General features: G+C 62.0%; 21 protein-coding genes and 1 pseudogene. 12 read left to right on the forward strand and 10 right to left on the reverse strand.

Features of this window, described 5'->3' with window-relative positions:
- Nucleotides 1–70 precede the first annotated feature (70 nt).
- From A9D60_RS16380 to A9D60_RS16395, 4 genes are all read left to right on the forward strand, one after another.
- The gene (locus A9D60_RS16380) at nt 71–991 is read left to right on the forward strand and encodes a threonine/serine dehydratase (protein ID WP_065268582.1); all 921 of its coding nucleotides are present in this window, start codon (nt 71–73) and stop codon (nt 989–991) included.
- Nucleotides 992–1029: 38 nt separating this feature from the next.
- Nucleotides 1030–1629 carry a GntR family transcriptional regulator gene (locus A9D60_RS16385; protein WP_065268583.1) on the forward strand — a complete coding sequence of 200 codons (600 nt, stop codon included), beginning with the start codon at nt 1030–1032 and terminating at the stop codon, nt 1627–1629.
- Between the two features lie 118 nt (nt 1630–1747).
- On the forward strand, nt 1748–2575 hold the full coding sequence (dapD, locus tag A9D60_RS16390) for a 2,3,4,5-tetrahydropyridine-2,6-dicarboxylate N-succinyltransferase (protein WP_065268584.1): 828 nt from the start codon (nt 1748–1750) through the stop codon (nt 2573–2575).
- Nucleotides 2576–2729: 154 nt separating this feature from the next.
- Entirely contained in the window at nt 2730–4097 is a 1368-nt protein-coding gene (locus tag A9D60_RS16395; RefSeq protein ID WP_065268585.1) for a formimidoylglutamate deiminase, read from the forward strand.
- Here the strand turns inward: A9D60_RS16395 and A9D60_RS16400 are convergent.
- Nucleotides 4094–4627 (reverse strand): HutD/Ves family protein, encoded by a 534-nt coding sequence (locus tag A9D60_RS16400; protein WP_065268586.1) that lies wholly within the window; start codon nt 4625–4627, stop codon nt 4094–4096. The genes A9D60_RS16395 and A9D60_RS16400 overlap by 4 nt on opposite strands.
- A gap of 145 nt (nt 4628–4772) precedes the next feature.
- Here A9D60_RS16400 and A9D60_RS16405 point away from each other — a divergent pair, with 145 nt between their 5' ends.
- Nucleotides 4773–5120: a hypothetical protein gene (locus A9D60_RS16405; RefSeq protein WP_029204715.1), complete on the forward strand. Its 348-nt coding sequence runs from the start codon at nt 4773–4775 to the stop codon at nt 5118–5120.
- 9 nt (nt 5121–5129) lie between these two features.
- Here the strand turns inward: A9D60_RS16405 and A9D60_RS16410 are convergent, their stop codons facing one another.
- Nucleotides 5130–6185: a transporter substrate-binding domain-containing protein gene (locus A9D60_RS16410; protein WP_065268587.1), complete on the reverse strand. Its 1056-nt coding sequence runs from the start codon at nt 6183–6185 to the stop codon at nt 5130–5132.
- A 256-nt stretch (nt 6186–6441) separates the two neighbouring features.
- Between A9D60_RS16410 and dapE the strand changes: the two genes are divergently transcribed.
- The 4 genes from dapE to rnr are packed head-to-tail and all read left to right on the forward strand — an operon-like array spanning nt 6442 to nt 10903.
- On the forward strand, nt 6442–7587 hold the full coding sequence (gene dapE, locus A9D60_RS16415) for a succinyl-diaminopimelate desuccinylase (RefSeq protein WP_065268588.1): 1146 nt from the start codon (nt 6442–6444) through the stop codon (nt 7585–7587).
- Entirely contained in the window at nt 7584–8009 is a 426-nt protein-coding gene (locus A9D60_RS16420) for a GNAT family N-acetyltransferase (protein ID WP_065268589.1), read from the forward strand. Before dapE ends, A9D60_RS16420 begins: the two co-directional genes overlap by 4 nt.
- A complete protein-coding gene (locus tag A9D60_RS16425; protein WP_065268590.1) occupies nt 8006–8578 on the forward strand; it encodes a TIGR04282 family arsenosugar biosynthesis glycosyltransferase in 573 nt (190 codons plus the stop codon). Before A9D60_RS16420 ends, A9D60_RS16425 begins: the two co-directional genes overlap by 4 nt.
- A gap of 51 nt (nt 8579–8629) precedes the next feature.
- Nucleotides 8630–10903: a ribonuclease R gene (rnr, locus tag A9D60_RS16430; protein WP_065268591.1), complete on the forward strand. Its 2274-nt coding sequence runs from the start codon at nt 8630–8632 to the stop codon at nt 10901–10903.
- Between the two features lie 32 nt (nt 10904–10935).
- Here the strand turns inward: rnr and A9D60_RS16435 are convergent, their stop codons facing one another.
- Together A9D60_RS16435 and A9D60_RS16440 are read right to left on the reverse strand one after the other, a co-directional pair.
- Nucleotides 10936–11358 carry a DUF1801 domain-containing protein gene (locus A9D60_RS16435; protein ID WP_065268592.1) on the reverse strand — a complete coding sequence of 141 codons (423 nt, stop codon included), beginning with the start codon at nt 11356–11358 and terminating at the stop codon, nt 10936–10938.
- Nucleotides 11355–12053: a glutathione S-transferase family protein gene (locus A9D60_RS16440; protein WP_065268593.1), complete on the reverse strand. Its 699-nt coding sequence runs from the start codon at nt 12051–12053 to the stop codon at nt 11355–11357. Before A9D60_RS16440 ends, A9D60_RS16435 begins: the two co-directional genes overlap by 4 nt.
- 88 nt (nt 12054–12141) lie before the next feature.
- Here A9D60_RS16440 and A9D60_RS16445 point away from each other — a divergent pair, with 88 nt between their 5' ends.
- Together A9D60_RS16445 and A9D60_RS16450 are read left to right on the forward strand one after the other, a co-directional pair.
- Nucleotides 12142–12846: a helix-turn-helix transcriptional regulator gene (locus tag A9D60_RS16445; protein ID WP_065268594.1), complete on the forward strand. Its 705-nt coding sequence runs from the start codon at nt 12142–12144 to the stop codon at nt 12844–12846.
- A gap of 98 nt (nt 12847–12944) precedes the next feature.
- Nucleotides 12945–14273 (forward strand): lytic murein transglycosylase, encoded by a 1329-nt coding sequence (locus A9D60_RS16450; RefSeq protein ID WP_065268595.1) that lies wholly within the window; start codon nt 12945–12947, stop codon nt 14271–14273.
- A 116-nt stretch (nt 14274–14389) separates the two neighbouring features.
- Here A9D60_RS16450 and A9D60_RS16455 read toward each other — a convergent pair.
- The 6 genes and pseudogenes from A9D60_RS16455 to A9D60_RS16480 all read right to left on the reverse strand — a co-directional run.
- A pseudogene (locus A9D60_RS16455) lies at nt 14390–15235 on the reverse strand (ABC transporter permease); the annotation flags it as partial.
- A 14-nt stretch (nt 15236–15249) separates the two neighbouring features.
- Nucleotides 15250–16521, reverse strand: coding sequence for an ABC transporter permease (locus tag A9D60_RS16460; RefSeq protein WP_065268597.1), 1272 nt, complete (start codon nt 16519–16521; stop codon nt 15250–15252).
- Between the two features lie 80 nt (nt 16522–16601).
- Complete coding sequence (locus tag A9D60_RS16465) at nt 16602–17702, reverse strand: extracellular solute-binding protein (RefSeq protein WP_019295196.1); 1101 nt, start codon at nt 17700–17702, stop codon at nt 16602–16604.
- A gap of 79 nt (nt 17703–17781) precedes the next feature.
- Complete coding sequence (locus tag A9D60_RS16470) at nt 17782–18882, reverse strand: ABC transporter ATP-binding protein (RefSeq protein WP_065268598.1); 1101 nt, start codon at nt 18880–18882, stop codon at nt 17782–17784.
- A 354-nt stretch (nt 18883–19236) separates the two neighbouring features.
- Complete coding sequence (locus tag A9D60_RS16475; RefSeq protein ID WP_065268599.1) at nt 19237–20631, reverse strand: aspartate aminotransferase family protein; 1395 nt, start codon at nt 20629–20631, stop codon at nt 19237–19239.
- Between the two features lie 66 nt (nt 20632–20697).
- Entirely contained in the window at nt 20698–21384 is a 687-nt protein-coding gene (locus A9D60_RS16480) for a GntR family transcriptional regulator (RefSeq protein WP_175392973.1), read from the reverse strand.
- Nucleotides 21385–21526: 142 nt separating this feature from the next.
- Here A9D60_RS16480 and A9D60_RS16485 point away from each other — a divergent pair, with 142 nt between their 5' ends.
- Nucleotides 21527–22615 (forward strand): polyamine ABC transporter substrate-binding protein, encoded by a 1089-nt coding sequence (locus tag A9D60_RS16485; protein ID WP_065268680.1) that lies wholly within the window; start codon nt 21527–21529, stop codon nt 22613–22615.
- The last annotated feature ends 76 nt before the right edge of the window (nt 22616–22691 follow it).

The following is a 22691-nucleotide window of genomic DNA, read 5'->3' on the forward strand; positions in this document are numbered from 1 at the left end:
CGCGCTGTTCCGCTTGCGCCCCGCCCCGGCGCGGCTAAGGTTCCGGCCAGGCAGGCAGGGAGGAATGCGCATGGACTGGCAAAGTGAAATCGAAGCGGCAGCAGAGCGCATCCGCCCTCACGTGCAGCAAACGCCCGTAATGGAGGCCCGCGGGTTCGGCCTGGACTACCCGGTGGAACTGAAGCTGGAGCACATGCAGCACACCGGCAGTTTCAAGGCCCGCGGTGCCTTTTACACGCTGCTGAGCCAGGAAGTGCCCGCGGCCGGGCTGGTTGCGGCCTCCGGCGGCAATCACGGGGCAGCCGTTGCCCATGCCGCGCATCAGCTGGGCCACAAGGCGCGGATTTATGTGCCCGAGATGGCAGGCCCCGCCAAGATCTCCCTGATTGAGCGCACCGGCGCCGATCTGCAAGTGGTATCCGGCGCCTATGCCAATGCGCTGGAAATGGCGCAAGCCTATGAACGGGAAACCGGGGCCATGCAGGTCCATGCCTATGATGCGCCGGCAACCGTGGCGGGCCAGGGCACCTGTTTTGCCGAGTGGCAGGCCCAGGGACTGCAAGCCGACACCCTGCTGATTGCAGTAGGCGGCGGCGGGCTGATCAGCGGTGCGCTGGCCTGGTTCCAAGGCGCCCGGAAGATCGTCGCCGTGGAGCCGGAAACCTCCTGCGCGCTGAACGCGGCGCTGGCAGCCGGGCAACCGGCGGATGTCGAGGTCTCAGGTGTGGCAGCCAACGCGCTGGGGGCAAAACGCATCGGCAGCATCTGCTTTGAGCTTGCCGCGGCGCAAGGTGTCACGTCCCTCACTGTGCCGGACAGCGCCATCACGGTGGCCCAGACAGCGCTCTGGCGTGAACGCCGGATCCTGGTGGAGCCCGCAGGCGCCACCGCGCTGGCGGCGCTTATGTGCGGCGTTTACCGTCCCGCCGCTGGAGAGCGCGTTGCAGTGCTGATCTGCGGCGGCAACATTGCCCCGGATCCTCTGGGATAACCCTTGCAGCAATCCGCAGGCAGCCCTATCGCAACACCATGTCCGCAACCATCGCCGATACAATCTATCTGAGCCTGAGCGAGCGCATCATCACCGGTGCGCTTCCGGCAGGCGAAAAGCTGCGCCAGGATCACATCGCGCGCGAGTTCGAAGCCAGCCATGTGCCGGTGCGCGAGGCGCTGTTGCGGCTGGAGGCGCACGGGCTGGCAGTTTCCGAACCGCGGCGCGGCACCAGGGTCAGCGCCCTGAACCCCGCTGAAATCCGCGAAGTGATTGAGATGCGGGTGGCGCTGGAGGTGCTGGCCCTGACCCACGCCTTCCCCCGCCTGACAGCCGAGGACATAGAAACCGCCGACGCCGCCCGCCTGGCCTGCGATGCAGCTGAGGACATGGCCAGCTGGGAACGGCTGAACCGCGCCTTTCACCGGGTCATCCTGGCGCCCTGCGCGATGCCGCGGCTGCTGGCCTCGATCGACGATCTGCATATTGCCGCTGCCCGGCATCTGTTCGCCAATTGGCAGCATCAATGGAGCCGCCGGGTGGACGCCGATCACGCCGCTATTGTTCAGGCGATGACCCGGCGCGATGCTGCCGGAGCCTGTGAAATCCTGCGCCGCCACTTGCGCCGGGTGCGCTGACCGGCAGGAACCCGGCAAAACGCCGTCAGGGGCGGCAATTTGGACGCAATCCGGACATGACCTGCAGGCAGTTTGCCGGTATGAAGCTCCGAATCTAACCAATGCCGGAGGAACATCCATGTCCAACGCCCAGCTGGAAGCAGCAATCGAAGCCGCCTGGGAGGCGCGCGACACCATCACCCCCGCCACCACCGGCGAGCAGCGTGAAGCCATCGAAGACACCCTGAACGCGCTTGACTCGGGCAAGCTGCGGGTGGCCGAGAAGCTGGAGAGCGGCGACTGGCACGTGAACCAGTGGGCCAAGAAGGCCGTGCTGCTGGGCTTCCGCATCAAGGACATGGAAATCCACGAAGGCGGCCCGCAGGCCGGCGGCTGGTGGGACAAGGTCGACAGCAAATTCAACGGCTGGGGCGAAGCTGACTGGAAATCCGCAGGCTTCCGCGCGGTGCCGAACTGCGTGGTCCGCAAATCCGCCTATATCGCGCCAGGCGCGGTGCTGATGCCCTCTTTCGTGAACCTCGGCGCCTATGTTGACGAAGGCACCATGGTGGACACCTGGGCGACCGTCGGCTCCTGCGCCCAGATCGGCAAAAACGTGCACCTGTCGGGCGGCGTCGGCATCGGCGGCGTGCTGGAACCGATGCAGGCCGGCCCCACCATCATTGAGGACAACTGCTTTATCGGCGCCCGTTCCGAGGTGGTCGAAGGCTGCATCGTGCGCGAAGGCTCGGTTCTGGGCATGGGTGTCTTCATCGGCAAATCGACCAAAATCGTCGACCGGGAAACCGGCGAAGTGATGTACGGCGAAGTGCCGCCCTACTCGGTTGTTGTCGCGGGTTCGATGCCGTCCAAGAACAACATCAGCCTCTACTGCGCGGTGATCGTGAAGCGCGTTGATGAGAAGACCCGCTCCAAGACAGGCATCAACGAGCTGCTGCGCGACTGACCCGCACCGCAAGCCTGAAGAAAAGAACGCGCCTCTTGCGGGGCGCGTTTTTCTTTTGTTTCTGGCGGCCGACGGCTTGCCCCCCAACTGCAAACCCCTTGCCGCGCAATAAACATGGCGCTAATGATATTATATCTACACATAAGAGAGTCAGATGCAGACCATTTTCGCCCAGCGCGCCCGCCTGCCCCAAGGATGGGCTGAGAACCTCCGGCTGACAGTAGACAACGGCCGGATTGCCTCAGTGGAAACCGGTGCCCAGCTGCAAGCTGGGGACGCGCAGGCAGACGTGCTTCTGCCGTCTCTGGGCAACCTGCACTCCCACAGCTTCCAGCGCGCCATGGCCGGAATGACCGAGTACCGAGCCGCCGGCAAGGACAGCTTCTGGACCTGGCGCGACCTGATGTACCGCTTTATGGACCGCATCACGCCTGATCAATACGAGGCCATTGCCGCGCTGGTGTTCATGGAGATGCTGGAGGCCGGCTACGCATCTGTCGGCGAGTTCCACTACGTCCACCACCAGCCCGGCGGTGCGCGTTTTGCGTCGGTGACAGAGCTGAGCGAGCGGGTGTTTGCGGCGGCCAGCCAGACTGGCATCGGCCTGACGCACCTGCCGGTGCTTTACACCTATGGCGGAGCAGGGAAACAGGCTCTAAGCGGGGGGCAGCAGCGGTTTGGCAATTCGGTTGGCGCGTTTTTCGAACTGGTTGAACGCGCCCGGGGCATTGCCGCGCGGGACCTGCCCCAGGATGCCCGCGTCGGCATCGCACCGCATTCGCTGCGCGCCACATGCCCGGAGGATCTGGCCGAGGTGCTGCAGATCCAGAACGGGCTGCCGGTGCACATCCACATCTCCGAGCAGCCCAAGGAAGTGGCCGACATCAGCGCCTGGCTGGGCGCGCGGCCTGTTGAATGGCTTCTGGAAAACACAGCCGTTGATGGCAAATGGTGCCTGATCCACGCCACCCATATGACCAGTGCTGAGACCATCGGCATGGCGCGCTCCGGCGCCATTGCGGGCCTCTGCCCGATCACTGAGGCCAATCTGGGCGACGGGCCGTTCAACGGGGTAGAATACTTGGCGCACGACGGGGCATTTGGGGTTGGTTCAGACTCTAATGTACGGATATCGCTGCCGGAAGAGCTGCGGACGCTGGAGTACTCCCAACGCCTGCGGGATCTGGCGCGCAATGTGCTGGTGCCGGGTGAGGGCTCGGTTGGCGAGACGTTGTACTTGGGAGCGGCAAAGGGCGGCGCGCAAGCGCTTGGGCGCGATGCCGGGCGGATCGAGGAAGGCGCGCTGGCGGATCTGGTGGCGATTGACAGCACAGTGTCGGCCCTCTGCGCGTTGAAACCGGAGCAGATGCTGGACGGTCTCTGCTTTGCGGCTGGCGATGACACTGTAACGGATGTCTGGAGCGCCGGCCGCCATGTGGTACAACAGGGCCGCCATATCGCACGGAACAGCGTGGTTGCAGCCTACAAGATGGCAATCAAGGAACTGCTGAACAGTCTCTAAACAGGCAGTATCCGCCCTTGGACAACAGTGCCGCCGCCGGTGATCAGCGCGGCGCCGGCGCCTTGTGTAACAATCCCTTCGCCGGGACCAAGCCGGCCTGTGCCCGCCGCCTCCAGGCTGCCCGAGACCACAAACAGCACGCTCAGCCCTTCGACCTCCGGCACCGGGCCATCGGTAAGAATATCAGGGGCTGCCGTCACCCGTGCCGGATCATAGATCACATTGAAGGCCTTGCAGGGCCCATCGCGCAACTGGCAGTCCAGCGCCACTCCGCCATCGAAACACAACGGATCAAGCGGCCGGGCCTCCAGCCGTACGGTTTCATTCGACAGGGTGTGTCCCGCCCCTTCGACGATGCAATGGATACGGGCGAGGCCAGGAAATGCAGAAAAAGGGCCGTTCCGGGTGATGTCTGCCAAGCTCAGCCGCCACGCCAGCTTTCCATCATCACTATGCGACGCCAGTTCCCGGGTCACGCCGCCGCCGTTCTTCCACGGCACGGGCTGGGCGGTCAGGGTAGAGAAGCGCATTGCAGGATCCTTGCAGCTGGTCGTTCAATCAAGGCATAAGTCCCGGATGCCTGGAACTGCAAGGTTTCCGTTACCCGCTCCTCCGGCCCGTGCCGCCCGCGCAATTTGATTGACCATGCCCCTGCCCCGGCGCTATGGCGGCGCCATGGAAAAGAAGAAACCCTCCCGCCAGCAAGTCTATACCCTGCTTGTCCAGATCGGACGCAAGGAGGGGGACGGCCTGCCCGATGGCGCCACCGGTGCTGCGCTGATGATTTATGCCTCTGGCATTGATGAAGCTGAGGCGGTGCGGGAAACGGTGGCGATCCTTAAACAGGCCGATACCGCACCGCTGGACGTGACCGGATACGGCACGCTGGAAGAGCGCGAGGCCGAAGGCCATGAAATCGGCGATGAGGAACGTGATCTGATGCAGCGGGCGCTGGAAGAAAACGCGGTGATTGTCGCTCAGATGACCCCGTTCTTCGACGGCGAAGAGCCGGTTTTCCACTAGCAGAAGACGTCAGTTCTGACTGCCGAACCATTTGCGGTAGAGGGCGTCATAGCTGCCGTCCTCCTGCATCGTCAGAAGCGCCTGATTAACATCCTCTACCAGCGGCGATCCGGCCGGGAAGACCAGCCCGTAATTTTCGCGCAGGAACGGCTGGCCGATGGTCTGCCCGTATTTATGCCCGCCCTGCTGCTCGTAGAACTTCAGCACCGGAGCATCGAAGACAACCGCCTTGATCTCAGACGCCTCAAACGCAGCGAGCATACCTTCCAAACCTTCGAAAGCGGCATAATCGATCTCGCGCCGGTCGAGGAACCCCGCAGCGGTGGAGCCGCCAATGGTGCCGACGGACCTGCCGTAGAGGTCATTGACTGAATTCACAGAGCCACTGATCGCCTCGACCGTCATCACCGCGGTGATCTTGGCAACAAAGATTGAAACGACGAACAACGAAGAGATCACCAGCAGCACGCCGAACATGCGTCCGACAGGCGTGCGCGGCACCCGTTCCTCAAACCCGCCATTCACCACCAGGTTCAACGCCCACCAGAAAGACGGAAACCAGGCCTCCTTCAGCGGGCGGTCGAAATAGGGCTGGGCGCGGCGTTCAAATGCCCACATCATCATGCCGCCCCCGAACAGCAGCAGAAAAGCGATGCCGATGGCGGCGGCAAGGTCCCAGGACAACAGCGCCCGCAACAGCGACGGCTCGCGGATATCATCGGCCTGCACCATGATCTGAAGGCCGCTTTCGAATATCGGATGGCTGAAGTCCATCTGGATCTCGCGGGATGCCGTGATCGAGATATTGGCCGCCGCCAGATCCGCCTCGCCGTTGCGGACGCCGTCCAGCATCTCTGCAAAGCTGCCGGTGCGGTTTATGCGGTATTCCAGATCCAGCCGCTCGGCCAGGATCTTGAACAGTTCAAGCGAGAATCCGGTGTCGCGGCCCTCTTCCACCATGGAGAACGGCGGCCGGGTCACGGTGTTGACCGTCAGAACCTGCGCAGAGAGCAATTGCCCCCAAAGCACAAAAAGGGCAGCGGTGATCAGGCGGAAGTACAGCACGGAAACGCTCGGATTGGCCTCTGATAGAGTTCCAACGTCCTTAGGCGGATCACCTTTTCCACGCAAGCGATTTGGCCGCAGAGGCAGAATTGCCGCCGGAACTGTGTCCGGCAGGCAGCCCGAGCGGCGGTTTTGAGGTACCTGGCGGCCTTCGCCTGTCTGGCGTTATCCTTCAGTTTCAGTGTCTGTGCTGTGAATTGCGCTGCGCCGCGATCCGGGCTAGGCCTGTGCCATCCGGAACCTGAGGAGCCAGCCGATGCCGCAAACCAACCCTGCCCGCCTGACCGCCGACTTGATCCGCTGCCCGTCGGTCACGCCTGAGGAGGGCGGCGCATTGGCTCTGCTGGAAAAACTGCTGAGCGAGGCAGGGTTCACCTGCACCCGCGCAGACCGGGGCGAAGTCAGCAACCTGTTTGCCCGCTGGGGGTCCAAGGCCCACGCCAGAACCTTCGGCTTCAACGGCCATACCGACGTGGTGCCGCTGGGCGATGAAGCTGCCTGGACCATGCCGCCCTTCGGCGCAGAGGAAAAGGACGGATTCATGTACGGGCGCGGCGCCACCGACATGAAATCAGGTGTTGCCGCCTTTGCTGCGGCGGCCGTGGACTTCGTGCAGGACACACCGCCGGACGGATCCATCATCCTGACCATTACTGGCGACGAAGAAGGCCCCGCCGTGGACGGCACCACCGCACTCTTGGACTATATGGACCGCGCAGGTGAACAGATGTCGGTTTGCCTGGTGGGCGAACCGACCTGCCCCGATGAGATGGGCGAGATGATCAAGATCGGCCGCCGCGGCTCCATGACGGCCTGGTTCACGGTGACCGGTGTGCAGGGGCATTCGGCCTACCCTCACCGCGCCAACAATCCGCTGAACGCAATGGCGCGGCTGATGGACCGGCTGGCAAGCCATGAGCTGGACCAAGGGACAGAGCATTTCGATGCCTCCACCCTGGCCGTAGTCACCATCGACACCGGCAATAGTGCGACCAACGTGATCCCGGCTCAGGCCACCTCTGCGGTGAATATCCGATTCAACGACGCCCATTCCGGCGCCGGCCTGACGGAGTGGCTGCAGGATGAGGCGGACAAGGTGGCAACGGAATTCGGTGTCGAAATCGGGATGGAGGTGAAAGTCTCCGGCGAGAGCTTCATTACCCCGCCGGGCGCGCTGTCTGATTTGGTCTCGAAAGCGGTTGAGGCGGAAACTGGCCGCAAGCCTGAACTGTCAACCACTGGCGGCACCTCCGACGCGCGGTTCGTGAAAAATCACTGCCCGGTGGTGGAATTCGGCCTGGTTGGCAAAACCATGCACCAGGTGGATGAACGAGTCGAGGTTGCCCAGATCCACCAGTTGAAAGCCATCTACACCCGCATCCTGCAGGATTATTTCGCATGAGCCTGAGCATTTCGATCACCGAGGAACTACAGACATGCTTTGCCTTGCGACACCAAGTGTTCGTGGAGGAGCAAGGTGTGCCGGTGGAGGAGGAGCAGGACGACCTGGACCCCTCTGCCACCCATCTTCTGGCGCTGCAGGACGGTGTGCCGGTTGGGACAGCGCGGATTGTGTTCAACGGTAACACCGCCAAGATCGGCCGGGTTTGCGTGCTGCCCTCTACCCGCGGCACCGGGCTCGGCGCCAAGCTGATCGAGGCCGCAGTGGATACCGCACGGGCGCATCCCGGCGTAACCAGGGCCAAACTTGGTGCGCAGATCCATGCGCTCAGGTTCTATGAGAAGCTTGGCTTCACCGCCCTTGGCCCGGTCTATGACGATGCCGGCATCGACCACCGGGACATGGTGCGCGATTTCACGTGAAACGCTGCCTGGTCATCATGGTCAAGGAACCGCGGCCCGGACGGGTCAAGACACGTCTGGGCCGCGACTTAGGCGTGATCCCGGCCACCTGGTGGTTCCGCCATCAATCCGCCCGGCTGATCCGGCGGCTGCGCGATCCGCGCTGGCAGATCGTGCTGGCAGTGGCGCCGGACACAGCTGTGTACTCCAAGGTCTGGCCCGCTGATTTGCCCCGCCTGGTGCAAGGGGGCGGTAATTTGGGAGAACGGATGAAGCGGATGCTGCGGTCCGTTCCTGGGCCTGTCTGCCTGATCGGCGCCGACATTCCCGGTATCACCCGCAGCCATATCTCTCGTGCGTTCTCGGCCCTCGGCAATCACGACGCAGTCTTCGGCCCAGCAGCAGACGGCGGTTATTGGCTGGTGGGCACCAATCATCCGTCCCGCCTGCCGCAAGGCATGTTTGAAAATGTCCGCTGGTCCAGCGAACATGCGCTGGCTGACACGCTGAACACCCTGCCCGGCTGGCGCATCGCGCTGACCGATACCCTGCGGGACGTCGATACCGCTGCGGATCTGCCGCGGTGCTGACGCTTCGCTTTTCACCATGACGCCGCCCCCGCGCCATGCTACGCGGGAAGTATGAGCCGTATTCCCTCCAAGGCCGAAATCCTCGACTGGATCTCCGCCAACCCGACCCATACCTCCAAGCGCGACATTGCCAAGGCCTTTGGCATCAAGGGCGCCGATCGCATCGACCTCAAGCGCATCCTGAAGGAGCTGGAGGCGGAAGGGCATTTGCAGAAGCGCAAGAAGACCTACCGCGACCCGGACCAGCTGCCGCCGGTGACGGTGCTGCAGGTGAAGGCACCGAACGAGGATGGCGACCTGTACGGGCGTCCGCTGGAATGGCATGGCGAAGGTGTAGAGCCGATCATCCTGATCCTGACCAAACCCTCGGACCCGGCACTGGGCGAGGGCGATAAGATCCTGGCCAAGCTGCAGATGGTCCCGGATCAGGACCACAATTACGAGGCGCGGCTGATCCGCCGGATCGGCACCAACCCCAAGCGGGTTCTGGGCATCTTCCGCAAAGGATCCGAAGGCGGGCGGATTGTGCCAATCGACAAGGCTGCGTCGAATGAATGGATGGTGGCGCAGGATGCGGTCAATGGCGCCAAGGACGGCGAACTGGTCGAGGCCGAGCAGGCTGGCCCCAAGGGCCGCATGGGCCTGCCGCGCGCGCGGATCGTGGAACGGCTGGGCGACCCGACCGCACCCAAGGCGGTGTCGCTTATCGCCATCCATCAGCACGGCATTCCCGACCATTTCCCCGATGCGGTGATGGCTGAGGCCGATGCGGCGAAACCGGTGGGCCTGAAGGGGCGAGAGGACCTGCGCGAGCTGCCCCTGGTCACCATCGACCCGGCAGACGCGCGCGACCATGACGACGCGTGTTTTGCCCACGCTGACGACGACCCGAAAAACCCCGGCGGCCATGTGATCTGGGTGGCAATTGCCGATGTCGCAGCCTATGTGCGCCCCGGCTCGGCGCTGGACCGCGAGGCGAAGAAGCGCGGCAACTCCAGCTATTTCCCCGACCGCGTGGTGCCGATGCTGCCGGACCGGCTGTCAGGCGACCTGTGCTCCTTGCACGAAGGCGTGCCGCGGGCCTGTATCGCTGTACGGATGCAGGTGGACGCCGAGGGAAACAAGCTGTCACACAAATTCGTGCGCGGTCTGATGCAATCTGTGGCTTCGCTCAATTACGCCGAGGTGCAGGAGGCGCAGGACGGCAATGCGAACGACAAGACCGCACCGCTGCTGGATGACGTGATCAAGCCGCTGTTTGCTGCATACCAAGCTCTAACAAAGGCAAGAGCCGCGCGGGAGCCGCTGGATCTCGACCTGCCTGAGCGCAAGATCGTGCTGGATGAGGATGGCAATGTGACCTCGGTTGCCTTCCGCGACAGGTTGGATGCGCACAAGCTGATTGAGGAGTTCATGATCCTCGCCAATGTGGCCGCAGCTGAAACGCTGATCAAGAAACGTTCGCCGCTGTTGTTTCGGGTGCATGAGGAGCCGGCACAGGAGAAACTGGAAGCTCTGCGCGAGACCGCGCAGGCAGCGGGCCTCAGCCTGGCCAAGGGTCAGGTGCTGCAGACACGGCACTTGAACGCGCTCTTGAACCAGGCAGCGGGCACGGATGATGCGGAGCTGATCAACATCTCCACCCTGCGGTCGATGCAGCAGGCCTACTACAATCCGGAGAACTTCGGGCATTTCGGCTTGGCGCTGCGCAACTACGCGCATTTCACCTCACCGATCCGCCGTTATGCCGACTTGATCGTGCACCGCTCTCTGATCTCCTCGCACGGCTGGGGGGACGACGGGCTTGATGAGGCCCAGATCGAGCGGCTGGAAGATACTGCCACCCATATTTCCGACACCGAGCGGCGCTCGATGATTGCGGAACGGGACACCACGGACCGCTATTTGGCCTCCTACCTCAGTGAGCGTGTGGGCAACGAGTTCGAAGGCCGGATCAGCGGCATCGCTCGCTTTGGCGCCTTTGTGAAGCTGGACGAGACCGGCGCCGACGGGCTGGTGCCAGTGCGCTCCATCGGGCGGGAGTTTTTCCACTTTGACGCCCAGTCCGGCACGCTGACAGGGGCGGACACCGGCATGACCCTGACTATCGGCCAGCGCGTGACGGTGCGGCTGACTCAGGCGGCGCCTGTCACCGGCGGGCTGGAACTGGAGCTGCTGGCGCTGGACGCGGTCCCGATGCCCGCAGGCGGAGGCCAGCGCGGCCGCCGCAGCCCGGCAGGCCGCACGGTGAAGCGCAAGGCGGCCAAGTCCAAGCACAAGGCTGCCAAGGTGAAGCGCAAAGTGGAGCGCAAGCGGCGCAAATAGAGTCTGCCCCGGTAGGGCAGACCTGATCGGGTCTATGCCGGAATATCCAGCGGCGCGCGGATCTTGTAGGTCAGCGCCCGCTTGATCAGCCAGCCGTGTCGCAGCGGCTCCACATCCTCCGGGTCGTTAAACAGCACGGCGCGGGTCCCCTCAAACCGGTCCCAGGCAGGGAATGCCAAGGCAAACTCAGGGATCAGGCGGCTTTGGCAATGCACGAAGAGCGCAAAGCGTGCGCCTTTCGGCACCCCCAGCCGGAGGGTGGAACCCGTCCCGGTTTCCGGCGTGACGTAAGACGGCTGACCCCAGCGCAGCACTTCCTCCACCCGACCCGCTTCCGGCGTTTCGGCGGCGGTTTCAAAGATCAGCTGCCGGAGCCTCAGCAGCCCCTCCCGCGCCAGCGGATCAGAGACCGCAAAGGCGGCCTCGATCTCTGGACTGGCAAAGGCAGGTTTCATGGCAAGGGCACCGTTTCGAACACACGGCTCAGATAGGCGCATAAAACCTTGTCGCCCCGCAAGCGTTTGCTGACTGCCGAAGCCTCAGAGGTGTGCAGCATGGAGATCAGGAACGGCGCCACGCTCAAGTCAGCAGAGGTGATGCTGCCGCCCATCAGGAACGGACGTTCACTGGCAAGCACGGAGATAGGTTTCAGGTCCTGCTCCAGCCGGTGCATCCGGTCCGCTTTGCTGAAGCGTGCGAGGCCCTGCCAGTGGAGCCCGGCCTGGATTTCCCTCCTGACCGGGGCGCTGATCTCATCACGCATGGGTTCGGGAACCGGCTGGAAGATCTGATCCCGAACCTCGGGCCAGACCGTATCGTCATTCCAGCGCATTTGCAGCAGGTGCAGGCCCAGGTGGTATTCCGCCAGCCGGACCCAGGCGCGGGCGTGGGCGCGTTCTGCGGTGTTCAGACCTGCGTCGAAATCGGCCCCCTGCCCTTCCAGCCAGTCGCGGATGCCGTCGCTGTCGGCGATCTGTCCGTCCGGGGTTGCCAATACCGGCAGTTTCCGGTGCGGCATTTCAGTGGGGTCCAGCATGTCACTGCGCTGCCAGGGCAGGCCGGACAGCTCCAGCATCATTGCAGCTTTGATGCAAAAGGGGCTCATGCTGAACAACCCGAAGCCCGCGGGGAAGGTGAGGAGGGAAAGCATTTGTCAAATCCTGTTCGTTGCGTTTGCCCGCCCTTCTCTAAACCCGCCTGATGACAGATAGTGTCAATAGGGCGTAGGATAGTCAGGCATGTCACGAACTCACCGCCTCTTCCAGCTGATGCAGGCCCTGCGCTTGGGACCCGGCCCGCATACCGCGGCGCGGCTGGGCGACGAACTGGGCGTGTCGGCCCGCAGCATCCACCGCGATATCGCCACCCTGCGCGAGATGGGGGCGGTGATTGATGGCGAGGCAGGATACGGCTTTACCCTGATCGAGGATAATGCGCTGCCGCCGATGGGGTTCCGGGACACGGAACTGGAGGCGCTGGTGCTTGGCCTGCGGGAAGTAGAGCTGATCGGCGACCCGGAGCTGGCCACCGCGGCCTCAGAAGCGTTGCGCAAGCTGCAGGCGCGGCTGCCGCCAAGGCAGGCACACCGGCTGCGCCATGCGGTGCTGGCACCTTACCGGTTTGAGCGCCCGATCCCGCCAGCAATCTCGGCGCAGGACCTGCGCCAGGCTGCCTGGGACGAGGTCGAGGTGAGTTTCGGCTATACAGACGGGTATGGTGCGGTGACCGAGCGGCAGGTGAAACCGCTAAGCGTGGTGTACTTCGACCGCTCGACCGTGCTGATCGCCTGGTGCTGTTTGCGCGACGCGGTGCGGGTGTTCCGGCTGGACCGGATGCGCGGCCTGCAAGTGACGGATCAAAGCTTTCGTCCGCACCGGGTGCCCATGCTGCGCGACGCCCTGGACCAGCTGCGGCAGGAACACAGGCAGGAGCAGCGGCAGTAGGGATGGCAGGCGGCGCCCCGCACACGCCGTGACTGGCCTCTTTACCCGGACCGCGCTGCCGCTAGACTGGGGCTGAGCAGTGAATAACGAGGTGCATCATGCGCAAATGGGTTGCCGTGTCGCTAGTGGCAGGCGGAGCAATGGCGGCAGAAGCCGCGCCAAACAAATCCCTGAGTGCCGGCGAGCAGCCAGGGGCCGTAACGCAAGAGGGGCAAGATGAAGGCTATCAGCTGGCGTCTGCCACATCCTTGAGACCTGTCGCCAGGCCAGCCGCGCTCCAGCAAGCCGCGGTGGAACAGGCTGCAGCTGAAGTCAGCTTCAAAGACTGGATCACGGAATTCAAAGACCGCGCAGGGGCACAAGGGATCAGTACGCCGGTGCTGGACAGTGCCTTTGACGGCGTGCGCTATGATCCCGACGTGATCCGCCGCGACCGCAACCAATCCGAGTTCACCAAAACGATCTGGGATTATCTGGACAGCGCAGCCTCGGACCTGCGGGTGAAGAACGGCAAGGCGGCGCTGCGCGATCAGCAGGCACGGCTGGATCAGATCGAGGCCAAATACGGCGTCGAGAAAGAGATCGTGGTTGCGATCTGGGGGCTGGAAAGCAGCTTTGGCACCTTCCGCGGCAAGATGGATGTGATCCGCTCCCTGGCAACCCTGGCCTTTGACGGGCGGCGCGGGGCGTTCTTTGAAGGCCAATTGATTGCCGCGCTGAAGATTCTGCAGGCCGGCGATGTTGCCGCCCGCAAGATGACCGGCAGCTGGGCCGGGGCGATGGGGCATACCCAGTTCATCCCGACGTCCTATCTGGACTATGCGGTGGATTTCACCGGTGATGGCAAGCGGGACATCTGGTCGGACAACCCGGCTGATGCGCTGGCATCTACTGCCGCGTATCTGAAGCAGTTCGGCTGGGTGAAAGGTCAGCCTTGGGGGGTGGAAGTGACCCTGCCCAAGGGGTTTGATTACACTCTGGCCGATCGCGACATTGAGAAATCGCCCTCCGACTGGGCAGCGCTAGGCATCAAAGGGCACGATGGGCGTACGGTAAAGGATCACGGACCTGCCTCAATCCTGCTGCCTGCAGGCAGCGAGGGCGCGGCCTTTATGATCTTCCACAACTTCGCTGTTCTGGAACGCTACAACACAGCGGATGCCTATGTGATCGGGGTCGGGCATCTGGCAGACCGGATCATGGGCGGTTCGCCGATCAAGGCGAATTGGCCGCGCGGTGACCGGGCGCTGACCCTGTCCGAACGGGAGGAAATGCAAGAGCGGCTGACAAGCGCCGGGTTTGACACAGATGGTATCGACGGAAAGATCGGGCCCAAGACCATCGGTGCAGTGCGCGCCTATCAGGTGGCAAACGGACTGACGCCGGATGGTTATGCCTCGCTGCATCTCTTGCAGCGCCTGCGGTAAAAGCGGCGGAGCGCACCCCTCCGCGGACAGGGACCAATCGCACGGCAAAATAGCTTCAGCAAAAAACAAAGGCCCCGCAGTGCGGGGCCTTCCTTGTTGATTGTTCTTTGCGGTGATCAGCTGGGAGACATCCCGCGCAGGCGCTCGGAGCGTCGGCGCAGCATTTCGACCGTGGCCAGCAGCATGATGGAGATCGCAACGAGGATCGTCGCCACCGCCAGGATGGTCGGCGAAATCTGCTCGCGCAGGCCGATGAACATCTGCCAGGGCAGCGTCTTTTGACCGGCCGAACCGACAAACAGCACCACAACCACTTCGTCGAAGGACGTGATGAAGGCAAACAGCCCGCCCGAGATCACCCCCGGCAGGATAAGCGGCATCTGCACCCGGAAGAAGGTGGTCACCGGATCAGCGCCCATGTTGGCCGCAGCGCGGGTTAGCGAGCGGTCGAAGCCCACCAGGGTTGCCGTCACCGTGATGATCACAAAGGGGATGCCCAGTGCGGCATGCGCCAGGACCACGCCGATGTAAGTCCCCTGCAGGCCGATGCGGCTGTAGAAAAAGTACATGCCGGCAGCGGAGATGATCAGCGGCACGATCATCGGCGAAATAAGGATCGCCATGATCGCCCGGCGGAACGGCACATGCGGCTGGCTGAGACCGATGGCGGCCAGCGTGCCGAAGGTGACCGAAACGATAGTCGCCATCGGCGCAATCTTCAGCGAGTTCCACATCGCAGACTGCCAGGAGTCATTGTTGAAGAAATCGCGGTAGTGCTTCAGCGAGTAGCCGTCCGGGTCCAGCCGCAGCATTTCCGGCGTGAAGGTGAAGAAATCCTGCGCGTTGAAGCTGAGCGGGATAATCACCACGATCGGTGCGATCAGGAAAAAGAAGACCAGACCGCAGATCACCCGGAAAGTGTAGTGCCAGGTGCGCTGGCCAACGGTCGCATAAGGAGGAAGTGCGCTCATATCGGTTATCCCAGCTTAACGTTGTCGATGCCGACGACCTTGTCGTAGACCCAGTAGAGGAGCAGGACGACCGCCAGAAGGATTGCACCCAGTGCCGCACCCAGGCCCCAGTTGCCGGAGGTCGAGATATGGTAGGCAATCAGGTTGGAGATGAAGGTGCCTTTGGTGCCGCCGACCAGGGCCGGGGTGATGTAGTAGCCCACAGCCAGGATGAAGACGAGGATCGAGCCTGCGCCGATGCCCGGAACGGTCTGCGGGAAGTAGACCCGCCAGAAGGCTGTCCAGTCAGTTGCGCCCAGAGATTTGGCGGCGCGCAGGTAGGACGGGTTGATGGTCTGCATCACCGAGTACATCGGCAGGATCATGAACGGCAGCAGGATGTGCGTCATAGCGATGATGGTGCCGAGCTCGTTATTGATCAGAACCAATCGGTTGGCATCATCCACCAGCCCGATCCAGACCAGCGTGTCGTTAATCACGCCCTGCTGCTGCAGCAGGATCTTCCAGGCGGAGGTCCGCACCAGCAGGGAGGTCCAGAATGGCAGCAGCACCAGGATCAGCAGAAGGTTCGCCTTGCGTGCAGGCAGGTTGGCCAGAATCCACGCCACCGGATAGCCCAGCAGGATGCAGCTGAAGGTGATGATCAGGGACATCCGCATGGTGCGGACCAGCATAGTGTTGTAGATCCGCTCGTTTTCAGGCCGGACTTCCGGGCCTTCCGCACCCAGCTGCATGTCAACTGCATTCAGGAAGTAGCCGGACGTGAAGGACCCGGAATAGGTCTTGATGGTGCGCCACAGTTCAACGTCGCCCCAGCCATCGTCAATTTCGATCAGTTTTTCACGGAACGGACCGTCGGTCGCGAGGTCCCATTTGCCGACTTTGCGGCCCGATTTGCGGAACACAGAGGACACGCCCGGGTTTTCATAGTTCAGGCGCTTGGCGACTCTGGTGTGTGTCTTTGCTTTGGCCGCAATCTGGAGGTCGGCGGCCATCGCGGCAAACACGGCCTCTTCAGGCAATTGCCCGGATGCGGGATCCCAGTCCGCCAGCGCTTCAACCGTTTGGGGCAGCGTGTCCTGGACAATCCGGTTCTCCACCGAGCGGAACAGCATGTCCGCCACCGGCAGGATGAAGGTCACAAGGATGAACAGCAGAAGCGGCGCAATCAGCATCAGCGCGCGCAATTTCTGCATCCGCAATGCCCGCGACAGGCTCCGCTTCAGCGGTGTGCCGTCCGCGGCCAGCACAGGGCCGGATTGGCTTATGTCAGTCATAGGGTTCCCCGTCGGGTCTTTATTTTTTTGGGCAAGGGGCCTGCACACAGCAGGCCCCCTGCAATCGTGGAAGGGTCAGATTAGTTTGCCAGCCATGCCTGGAACTTGGCGTCCAGATCATCGCGGTTGTCCGCCCACCATTCGTAGTCATAGACATGCACGTTGCCGGCGTTGGCCGGATCGGTCGGCATGTGCGGCGCCATGTCGATGCCCAGTTCGGCGTGCTTGCCAACCAGCGGCGCCGAGGAGGCACGGGCCGGGCCGTAGGAGATGTAGGCAGCCTGGTCAGCCAGACGCTGGGTGTCGGTTGCGAACTTCAGGAAGTCCATCACGCGGGCCTTGCGGTCCGCCGGCAGGCCTGCCGGAACAACCCAGCCGTCGAGGTCAAAGGACTGCATGTCCCAGAGCATGCCGATCGGCTGGCCCTGTTCGGCAATCGCCGAGAACAGACGGCCGTTGAAGGTTGAGCCCATCACCACTTCGCCGTCAGCCAGAAGCTGCGGGGTTTCCGCGCCTGCAGTCCACCAGACCACCTGGTCCTTGATGGTGTCGAGCTTGGCCAGAGCTTGCGCCACACCTTCGTCGGTGCCCAGAACGTCGTAGATCTCATCCTTGGCCACGCCGTCGCAGTAGAGGGCCCACTCCATGTTGTCGATCGGACGTTTCTGCAGCGAGCGCTTGCCCGGGTACTTCTCGGTGTCGAAGATCGCGCAAACCGAATCCGGCTGGTCGATCAGGTCGGTGCGGTAGCCGAAGGTGGTCGAGTAAACGATCTGCGGCACGAAGCAGTCGCTGACGATCAAGTCGCCGAAGTCTTCGGTGGCCGCGGTGCCATCCGGTGCCGCTGCCAGGTCTTCGTCATGGTTGATTTCTTCCGCCAGGCCTTCGTCGCAAAGACGCATGGAGTCGGAAGCCACAACGTCAACCAGGTCCCAGGTCACATTGCCGGCTTCGTTCATGGCGCGGATCTTGGCCACGGCTTCAGCCGAGCTTTCATCCCAAACCACCTTCACATCAGGGTTGGCCGCAATATAGGGCTCAACATAAGCCTTGTGCTGGCTGGTCTGATAGGCACCGCCCCAGGACACCAGGGTCAGCTCATTGGCCATTTCTTCGGCAAAGGCCGAAGGGGCGCAAAGGGCAGTTGTCATTGCCAATGCAGACAGTTTGCTGAGTTTCATAGAGAGTCTCTCCTTGTTGAAATTCACAGAAGTGAGGATCCCCCGGTCGTTCTTCTGCCGGGGGTTCGGCGCGCGCGGATCAGGCGTCCAGCGCGCGGCAGTCTTCCGGCAGCCAGCCGATTTCGATCTGCTGACCGGGCTGAAGACGGACTTGGTCCGGAGCGTTCCGGGTTTTGATGATGAACTCATCATTGCCGGCCACCCGCAGACGGGTGCGGAAGATGTCGCCCATGTAAATGAACTCCAGCACTTCCGCGTTAAGGGTATGCGCGCCTTCGCGCAGGCGGCTCTTGTTGTATTCCACCCGTTCAGGGCGGATCGACACACGGGTGCGCTCGCCGGGCTTGGAGACATTCACCGGCTTGCAATCAATCAGCTCGCCATCGTCCAGCTGAACCAGCGCGATGCCGTTGTTGATTTCCTTGACTGTGCCTTCGAGCGTGTTGTTTTCGCCGATGAACTGGGCCACGAAGCTGTTTTCCGGGCTTTCATACAGCTGGTCCGGCGGCGCGATCTGCTGGATGCGGCCATCGTCGAACACGGCAACGCGGTCGGACATGGTCAGCGCCTCGGTCTGGTCGTGGGTCACATAGACCACGGTGATCCCCAGACGGTGGGCGAGATGGGTGATCTCAAACTGCATCTTCTCACGCAGCTGTTTGTCCAGCGCGCCCAGCGGTTCATCCATCAGAACCAGTTCAGGTTCAAAAACCAGGGCGCGCGCCAGCGCGATCCGCTGCTGCTGGCCGCCAGAAAGCTGAGCCGGGCGGCGGCCGCCGAAGGCGCCCATTTCCACCATGTCCAGCGCCCGCTTCACCTTTTCCTCGCGCTCTGACTTGCCCATCTTGCGGACTTCCAGCGGGAAGGAGAGGTTTTCCGCAATCGTCATATGCGGAAACAGCGCGTAGTTCTGGAACACCATGCCGATGCCGCGCTTGTGCGGCGGGATGTTGTTGATTGAGGTCCCGTCCAAGCGGATATCGCCATGGGTTGCGGTTTCAAAACCAGCCAGCATCATCAAGCAGGTGGTTTTCCCGGACCCGGACGGGCCAAGCATTGTCAGGAATTCACCTTTGGGCATGGTGAGGTTGAGATCTTTGACAACGAGATTTTCGCCATCATAGCTCTTTTGGACACGTTCGAATTCAACGAACGCATCAACGTTTGACGCATCAGCCAAAGCAGGCTCCCCGTAGTTTTGTCATTCCGGCAGATTTGCTCTGCACTTATTCGAAGTTAATCACACCAACGCTACCAAGCGCTAGATATGAAAAAAATATTCTTTCACCGATGAGCGTACGAAATTCATACCTCGGCCGCCTTCAAATGGAGAAGAATACCCTAACGGAAGCCTAGTCCCGTTCCACGGCGCCTGATCGAACTTATTGCGACGCCCTTATGATATTTTGCGCCACATATGGCAAAACTCCGGCTGAAAACCGACCCATTTGAACCTGAAACCGAAGAAAAAAGGCCCGGCAAAAATGTTGCCGGGCCTATGTGAGTCGCAATGTGCGCGAGGCTCAGAAGGGAATCAGGCGCTGTGCAGCAGGTCCTGTTTCTTCAGTTCTGCGTAGCATTCATCCAGGGATTTTACGGCTCGCTCGATCAGCACATCGATCTGCTCCGGCGTGATCACCAGGGGCGGTGAGATGATCATCCGGTCGCCGACGTGGCGCATCACCAGATTGTTGGCAAAGCAGCGTTCACGGCAGATGTAACCGACAGTGCCGGCGTCAGATGCAAACGCGGCGCGGGTTTCCTTGTTCGGAGTCAAAGCAATCGAGCCCATCATGCCGGCGATCTTGGCCTCGCCCACCAGCGGGTGATCGGTCAGCGCTTCCCATTTTTGCTTCAGGTAAGGGGCCGCCACGTCGCGCACATGGTCAAGGATGTTTTCCTCCTCAAGGATACGCAAGTTTTCCAGCGCAACAGCCGCTGCCACCGGGTGGCCAGAGTAGGTGTAACCGTGGTTGAACTCATCCCCCGCGATCACTGACGCAATTTCATCGCTGACAATCGAGCCGCCGATCGGCGCATAGCCGGAGCTGAGACCCTTGGCGATGGTCATGATGTCAGGGCGGATGTTCAAGGTCTCGCAGCCAAACCAGTTGCCCGTGCGCCCGAAACCGCAGATCACCTCGTCCGCAATCAGCAGGATTTCGTACTTGTCACAGATCCGCTGGATTTCCGGCCAATAGCTGTCCGGCGCCACGATGACGCCGCCAGCACCCTGCACCGGCTCTGCTATGAAGGCTGCGACACGGTCTTCGCCGAGTTCCAGGATTGCCTCTTCCAGCTCGCGCGCACGCTGCAGGCCAAATTCTTCCGGCGGCATGTCGCCGCCTTCGGCCCACCAGTTCGGCTGATTGATATGGTGGATATCCGGGATCGGCATACCGCCTTGGGCGTGCATCCCGCTCATGCCGCCCAAAGAGCCGCTCCCGACAGAGGAACCGTGATAGGCATTCTTGCGGCTGATGATCACCGATTTCGACGGCTTGCCCTTCAGTGCCCAGTAATGGCGCACCATGCGGATGTTGGTATCGTTGGCCTCTGAGCCGGAGCCCGCAAAGAACACGTTGTTCAGATCGCCCGGCGCCAGCTCTGCAATCTTGGCGGCCAGCGCGATGGCCGGCACATGAGTTGTCTGAAAGAAAGTGTTGTAATACGGCAGCTCCCGCATCTGGCGTGCCGCCACTTCTGCCAGTTCCTCGCGGCCATAGCCGATGTTGACGCACCAAAGGCCCGCCATCGCATCGAGGATCTGATGGCCTTCGCTGTCGGTCAGGTGCACGCCATCAGCGCGGGTGATAATACGCGCGCCCTTTTGCGACAGCTCACCATTGGCAGTGAACGGATGCATGTGGTGGGCGGCGTCCAGAGCCTGCAGCTCGGCTGTCGGCATGTGATTGGTGATAACGGTCATGAGACTCGCTCCTGAGAATGACTGATTGGCACCAGAATATGATCAAATTCTCAGGTGTCAATCGAATCAGTTCGCAGCCCGCAATCCCTGAACCACATGCTCCATGCCCTCAAAAACATCCCGCTCCATCGCCAAAGCAGCCATCTCCGGGTCCTGCCGCCGCAGCGCATCAAGGATGTCCTTGTGGCGGTCCGGGAAGCTTTGCGTACCCAAGCGGCCGCTGACCACCCGGAGCGAGGGCCCGAAACGCAGCCAAAGCCGGTCGGCAATGTCGCTTAGGATGGGCGCGTTTGCGTGTGAATAGAGCGCGGTGTGGAAGCTGTAATTCTGCACCAGGTAGCCTGCGACATCGCCGGTCGCAATCGCCTTGTCCAGTGCATTATCGATGGTCACGAGCTCTTCGATATCTGCCGTGGAAATTCGCGATGTGGCCCTGCGTGCAAGCTCACATTCAATTGTTTTTCTTGCAAAAATGAGCTCCTCCAGATCCTGGGGCCCCAGCAGTGGAACTGACACCCGCCGGTTGCCCTGAAACATCAGGGCCCCATCTGAAATCAGCCGCCGGATCGCCTCGCGCACCGGTGTCATGCCGGCCTCCAGCGTCTCGACCAGACCTTGGATTGTCACGGCCTGACCCGGCACCAACTCCCCGAACAGGATCTGCGCTCTCAGCTTCTGATAAACGATCTCATGCGCAGGCAGTTTCGCCGGGTTTTCCTGCACCGCTGCGGGGGGTGAAGTGGTCTCTGTCACCTGGGGTTTTCCTCCTCGATTTTGGCCAGCTTGCACCATCCTGAGCCAAGTGAAAACATAAAGAGTATTGCCGAACGCGGCAAAACTTGATCAAATCCATTTACAGCCGGACCCGGAAGCCGGCATGCACAGGGAGAATTTCATGACACTTAAAACGATGACCATGACCGCCGTCGTTGCCATTGGCGCGGCTGCCGCCGCCACGGCGGAAGAGGTTCGCGTCTATAACTGGTCGGACTATATCGACGAAGGCCTGCTGGAGAAATTCGAGAAGGAAACCGGCATCGACCTGATCTACGACGTCTTCGACAGCAACGAGGTTCTGGAGACCAAGATGCTGGCGGGCGGTTCAGGCTATGACGTGGTGGTGCCGACCGGCTCTTTCATGGCGCGCCAGATTCAGGCCGGCGCCTTCCAGAAGCTGGACCCGTCGAAACTGCCGAACAAGGGGAACATGTGGGACGCGATCGAGGAGCGTACCGGAAAGTATGATCCCGGCAACGAATACTCCATCAACTACATGTGGGGCACCACCGGCATCGGCGTGAACGTCGCCAAGGTGAAGGAAGTTCTGGGCGATGACGCCCCGATCGACTCGCTGGAGCTGGTGTTCAACCCGGCCAATATGGAAAAGCTCTCAAGCTGCGGCGTGCATTTCCTGGATGCCCCGGATGAAATGATCCCGGCAGCGCTGAAATACATCGGCGAAGATCCCAACAGCATGGACGCGGATGTGGTCGCCAAGGCTGAACCGGTTCTGATGGGTGTGCGCCCCTACATCACCAAGTTCCACAGCTCCGAATACATCAACGCCCTGGCCAACGGAGACATTTGCGTGGCCTTTGGCTGGTCCGGCGACATTCTGCAGGCGCGTGACCGCGCGGCGGAAGCCGATAACGGTGTTGAGATCGAATACAACGCGCCCAAGGAAGGCGCGCTGATGTGGTTCGACCAGATGACCATTCCAGTTGATGCCCCGAACCCGGAAGGCGCCCACAAGTTCCTGAACTTCATCATGGACGCGCAGAACATGGCCGCTGCGTCCAACTACGTCTATTACGCGAACGGCAACAAGGCGAGCCAGGAGTTCCTGGAAGAGGACGTCATCGGCGATCCGGCGATCTACCCGAACGAAGAAACCGTCCAGAACCTGTACATCAAGGAAGGCTACCCTCCGAAAGTACAGCGCACAGCCACCCGCATGTGGACCAAGATCAAATCCGGCACCTGATCAGCAGTGCCTGACTCGCGGGGCGCTATGCCGCCCCGCTCATCCCAACGCGCCTGGGCTCTCCAAGCGCGGCCAT

The organism is Leisingera sp. JC1, assembly GCF_001679925.1.
Lineage (GTDB): Bacteria > Pseudomonadota > Alphaproteobacteria > Rhodobacterales > Rhodobacteraceae > Leisingera.

Coding starts and splice junctions, on each gene's coding strand:
- A9D60_RS16380 (WP_065268582.1), top strand. CDS start 71: ATGGACTGGCAAAGTGAAATCGAAGCGGCAGCAGAGCGCATCCGCCCT.
- A9D60_RS16385 (WP_065268583.1), top strand. CDS start 1,030: ATGTCCGCAACCATCGCCGATACAATCTATCTGAGCCTGAGCGAGCGC.
- dapD (WP_065268584.1), top strand. CDS start 1,748: ATGTCCAACGCCCAGCTGGAAGCAGCAATCGAAGCCGCCTGGGAGGCG.
- A9D60_RS16395 (WP_065268585.1), top strand. CDS start 2,730: ATGCAGACCATTTTCGCCCAGCGCGCCCGCCTGCCCCAAGGATGGGCT.
- A9D60_RS16400 (WP_065268586.1), bottom strand. CDS start 4,627: ATGCGCTTCTCTACCCTGACCGCCCAGCCCGTGCCGTGGAAGAACGGC.
- A9D60_RS16405 (WP_029204715.1), top strand. CDS start 4,773: ATGGAAAAGAAGAAACCCTCCCGCCAGCAAGTCTATACCCTGCTTGTC.
- dapE (WP_065268588.1), top strand. CDS start 6,442: ATGCCGCAAACCAACCCTGCCCGCCTGACCGCCGACTTGATCCGCTGC.
- A9D60_RS16420 (WP_065268589.1), top strand. CDS start 7,584: ATGAGCCTGAGCATTTCGATCACCGAGGAACTACAGACATGCTTTGCC.
- rnr (WP_065268591.1), top strand. CDS start 8,630: ATGAGCCGTATTCCCTCCAAGGCCGAAATCCTCGACTGGATCTCCGCC.
- A9D60_RS16435 (WP_065268592.1), bottom strand. CDS start 11,358: ATGAAACCTGCCTTTGCCAGTCCAGAGATCGAGGCCGCCTTTGCGGTC.
- A9D60_RS16440 (WP_065268593.1), bottom strand. CDS start 12,053: ATGCTTTCCCTCCTCACCTTCCCCGCGGGCTTCGGGTTGTTCAGCATG.
- A9D60_RS16445 (WP_065268594.1), top strand. CDS start 12,142: ATGTCACGAACTCACCGCCTCTTCCAGCTGATGCAGGCCCTGCGCTTG.
- A9D60_RS16450 (WP_065268595.1), top strand. CDS start 12,945: ATGCGCAAATGGGTTGCCGTGTCGCTAGTGGCAGGCGGAGCAATGGCG.
- A9D60_RS16460 (WP_065268597.1), bottom strand. CDS start 16,521: ATGACTGACATAAGCCAATCCGGCCCTGTGCTGGCCGCGGACGGCACA.
- A9D60_RS16465 (WP_019295196.1), bottom strand. CDS start 17,702: ATGAAACTCAGCAAACTGTCTGCATTGGCAATGACAACTGCCCTTTGC.
- A9D60_RS16475 (WP_065268599.1), bottom strand. CDS start 20,631: ATGACCGTTATCACCAATCACATGCCGACAGCCGAGCTGCAGGCTCTG.
- A9D60_RS16485 (WP_065268680.1), top strand. CDS start 21,527: ATGACACTTAAAACGATGACCATGACCGCCGTCGTTGCCATTGGCGCG.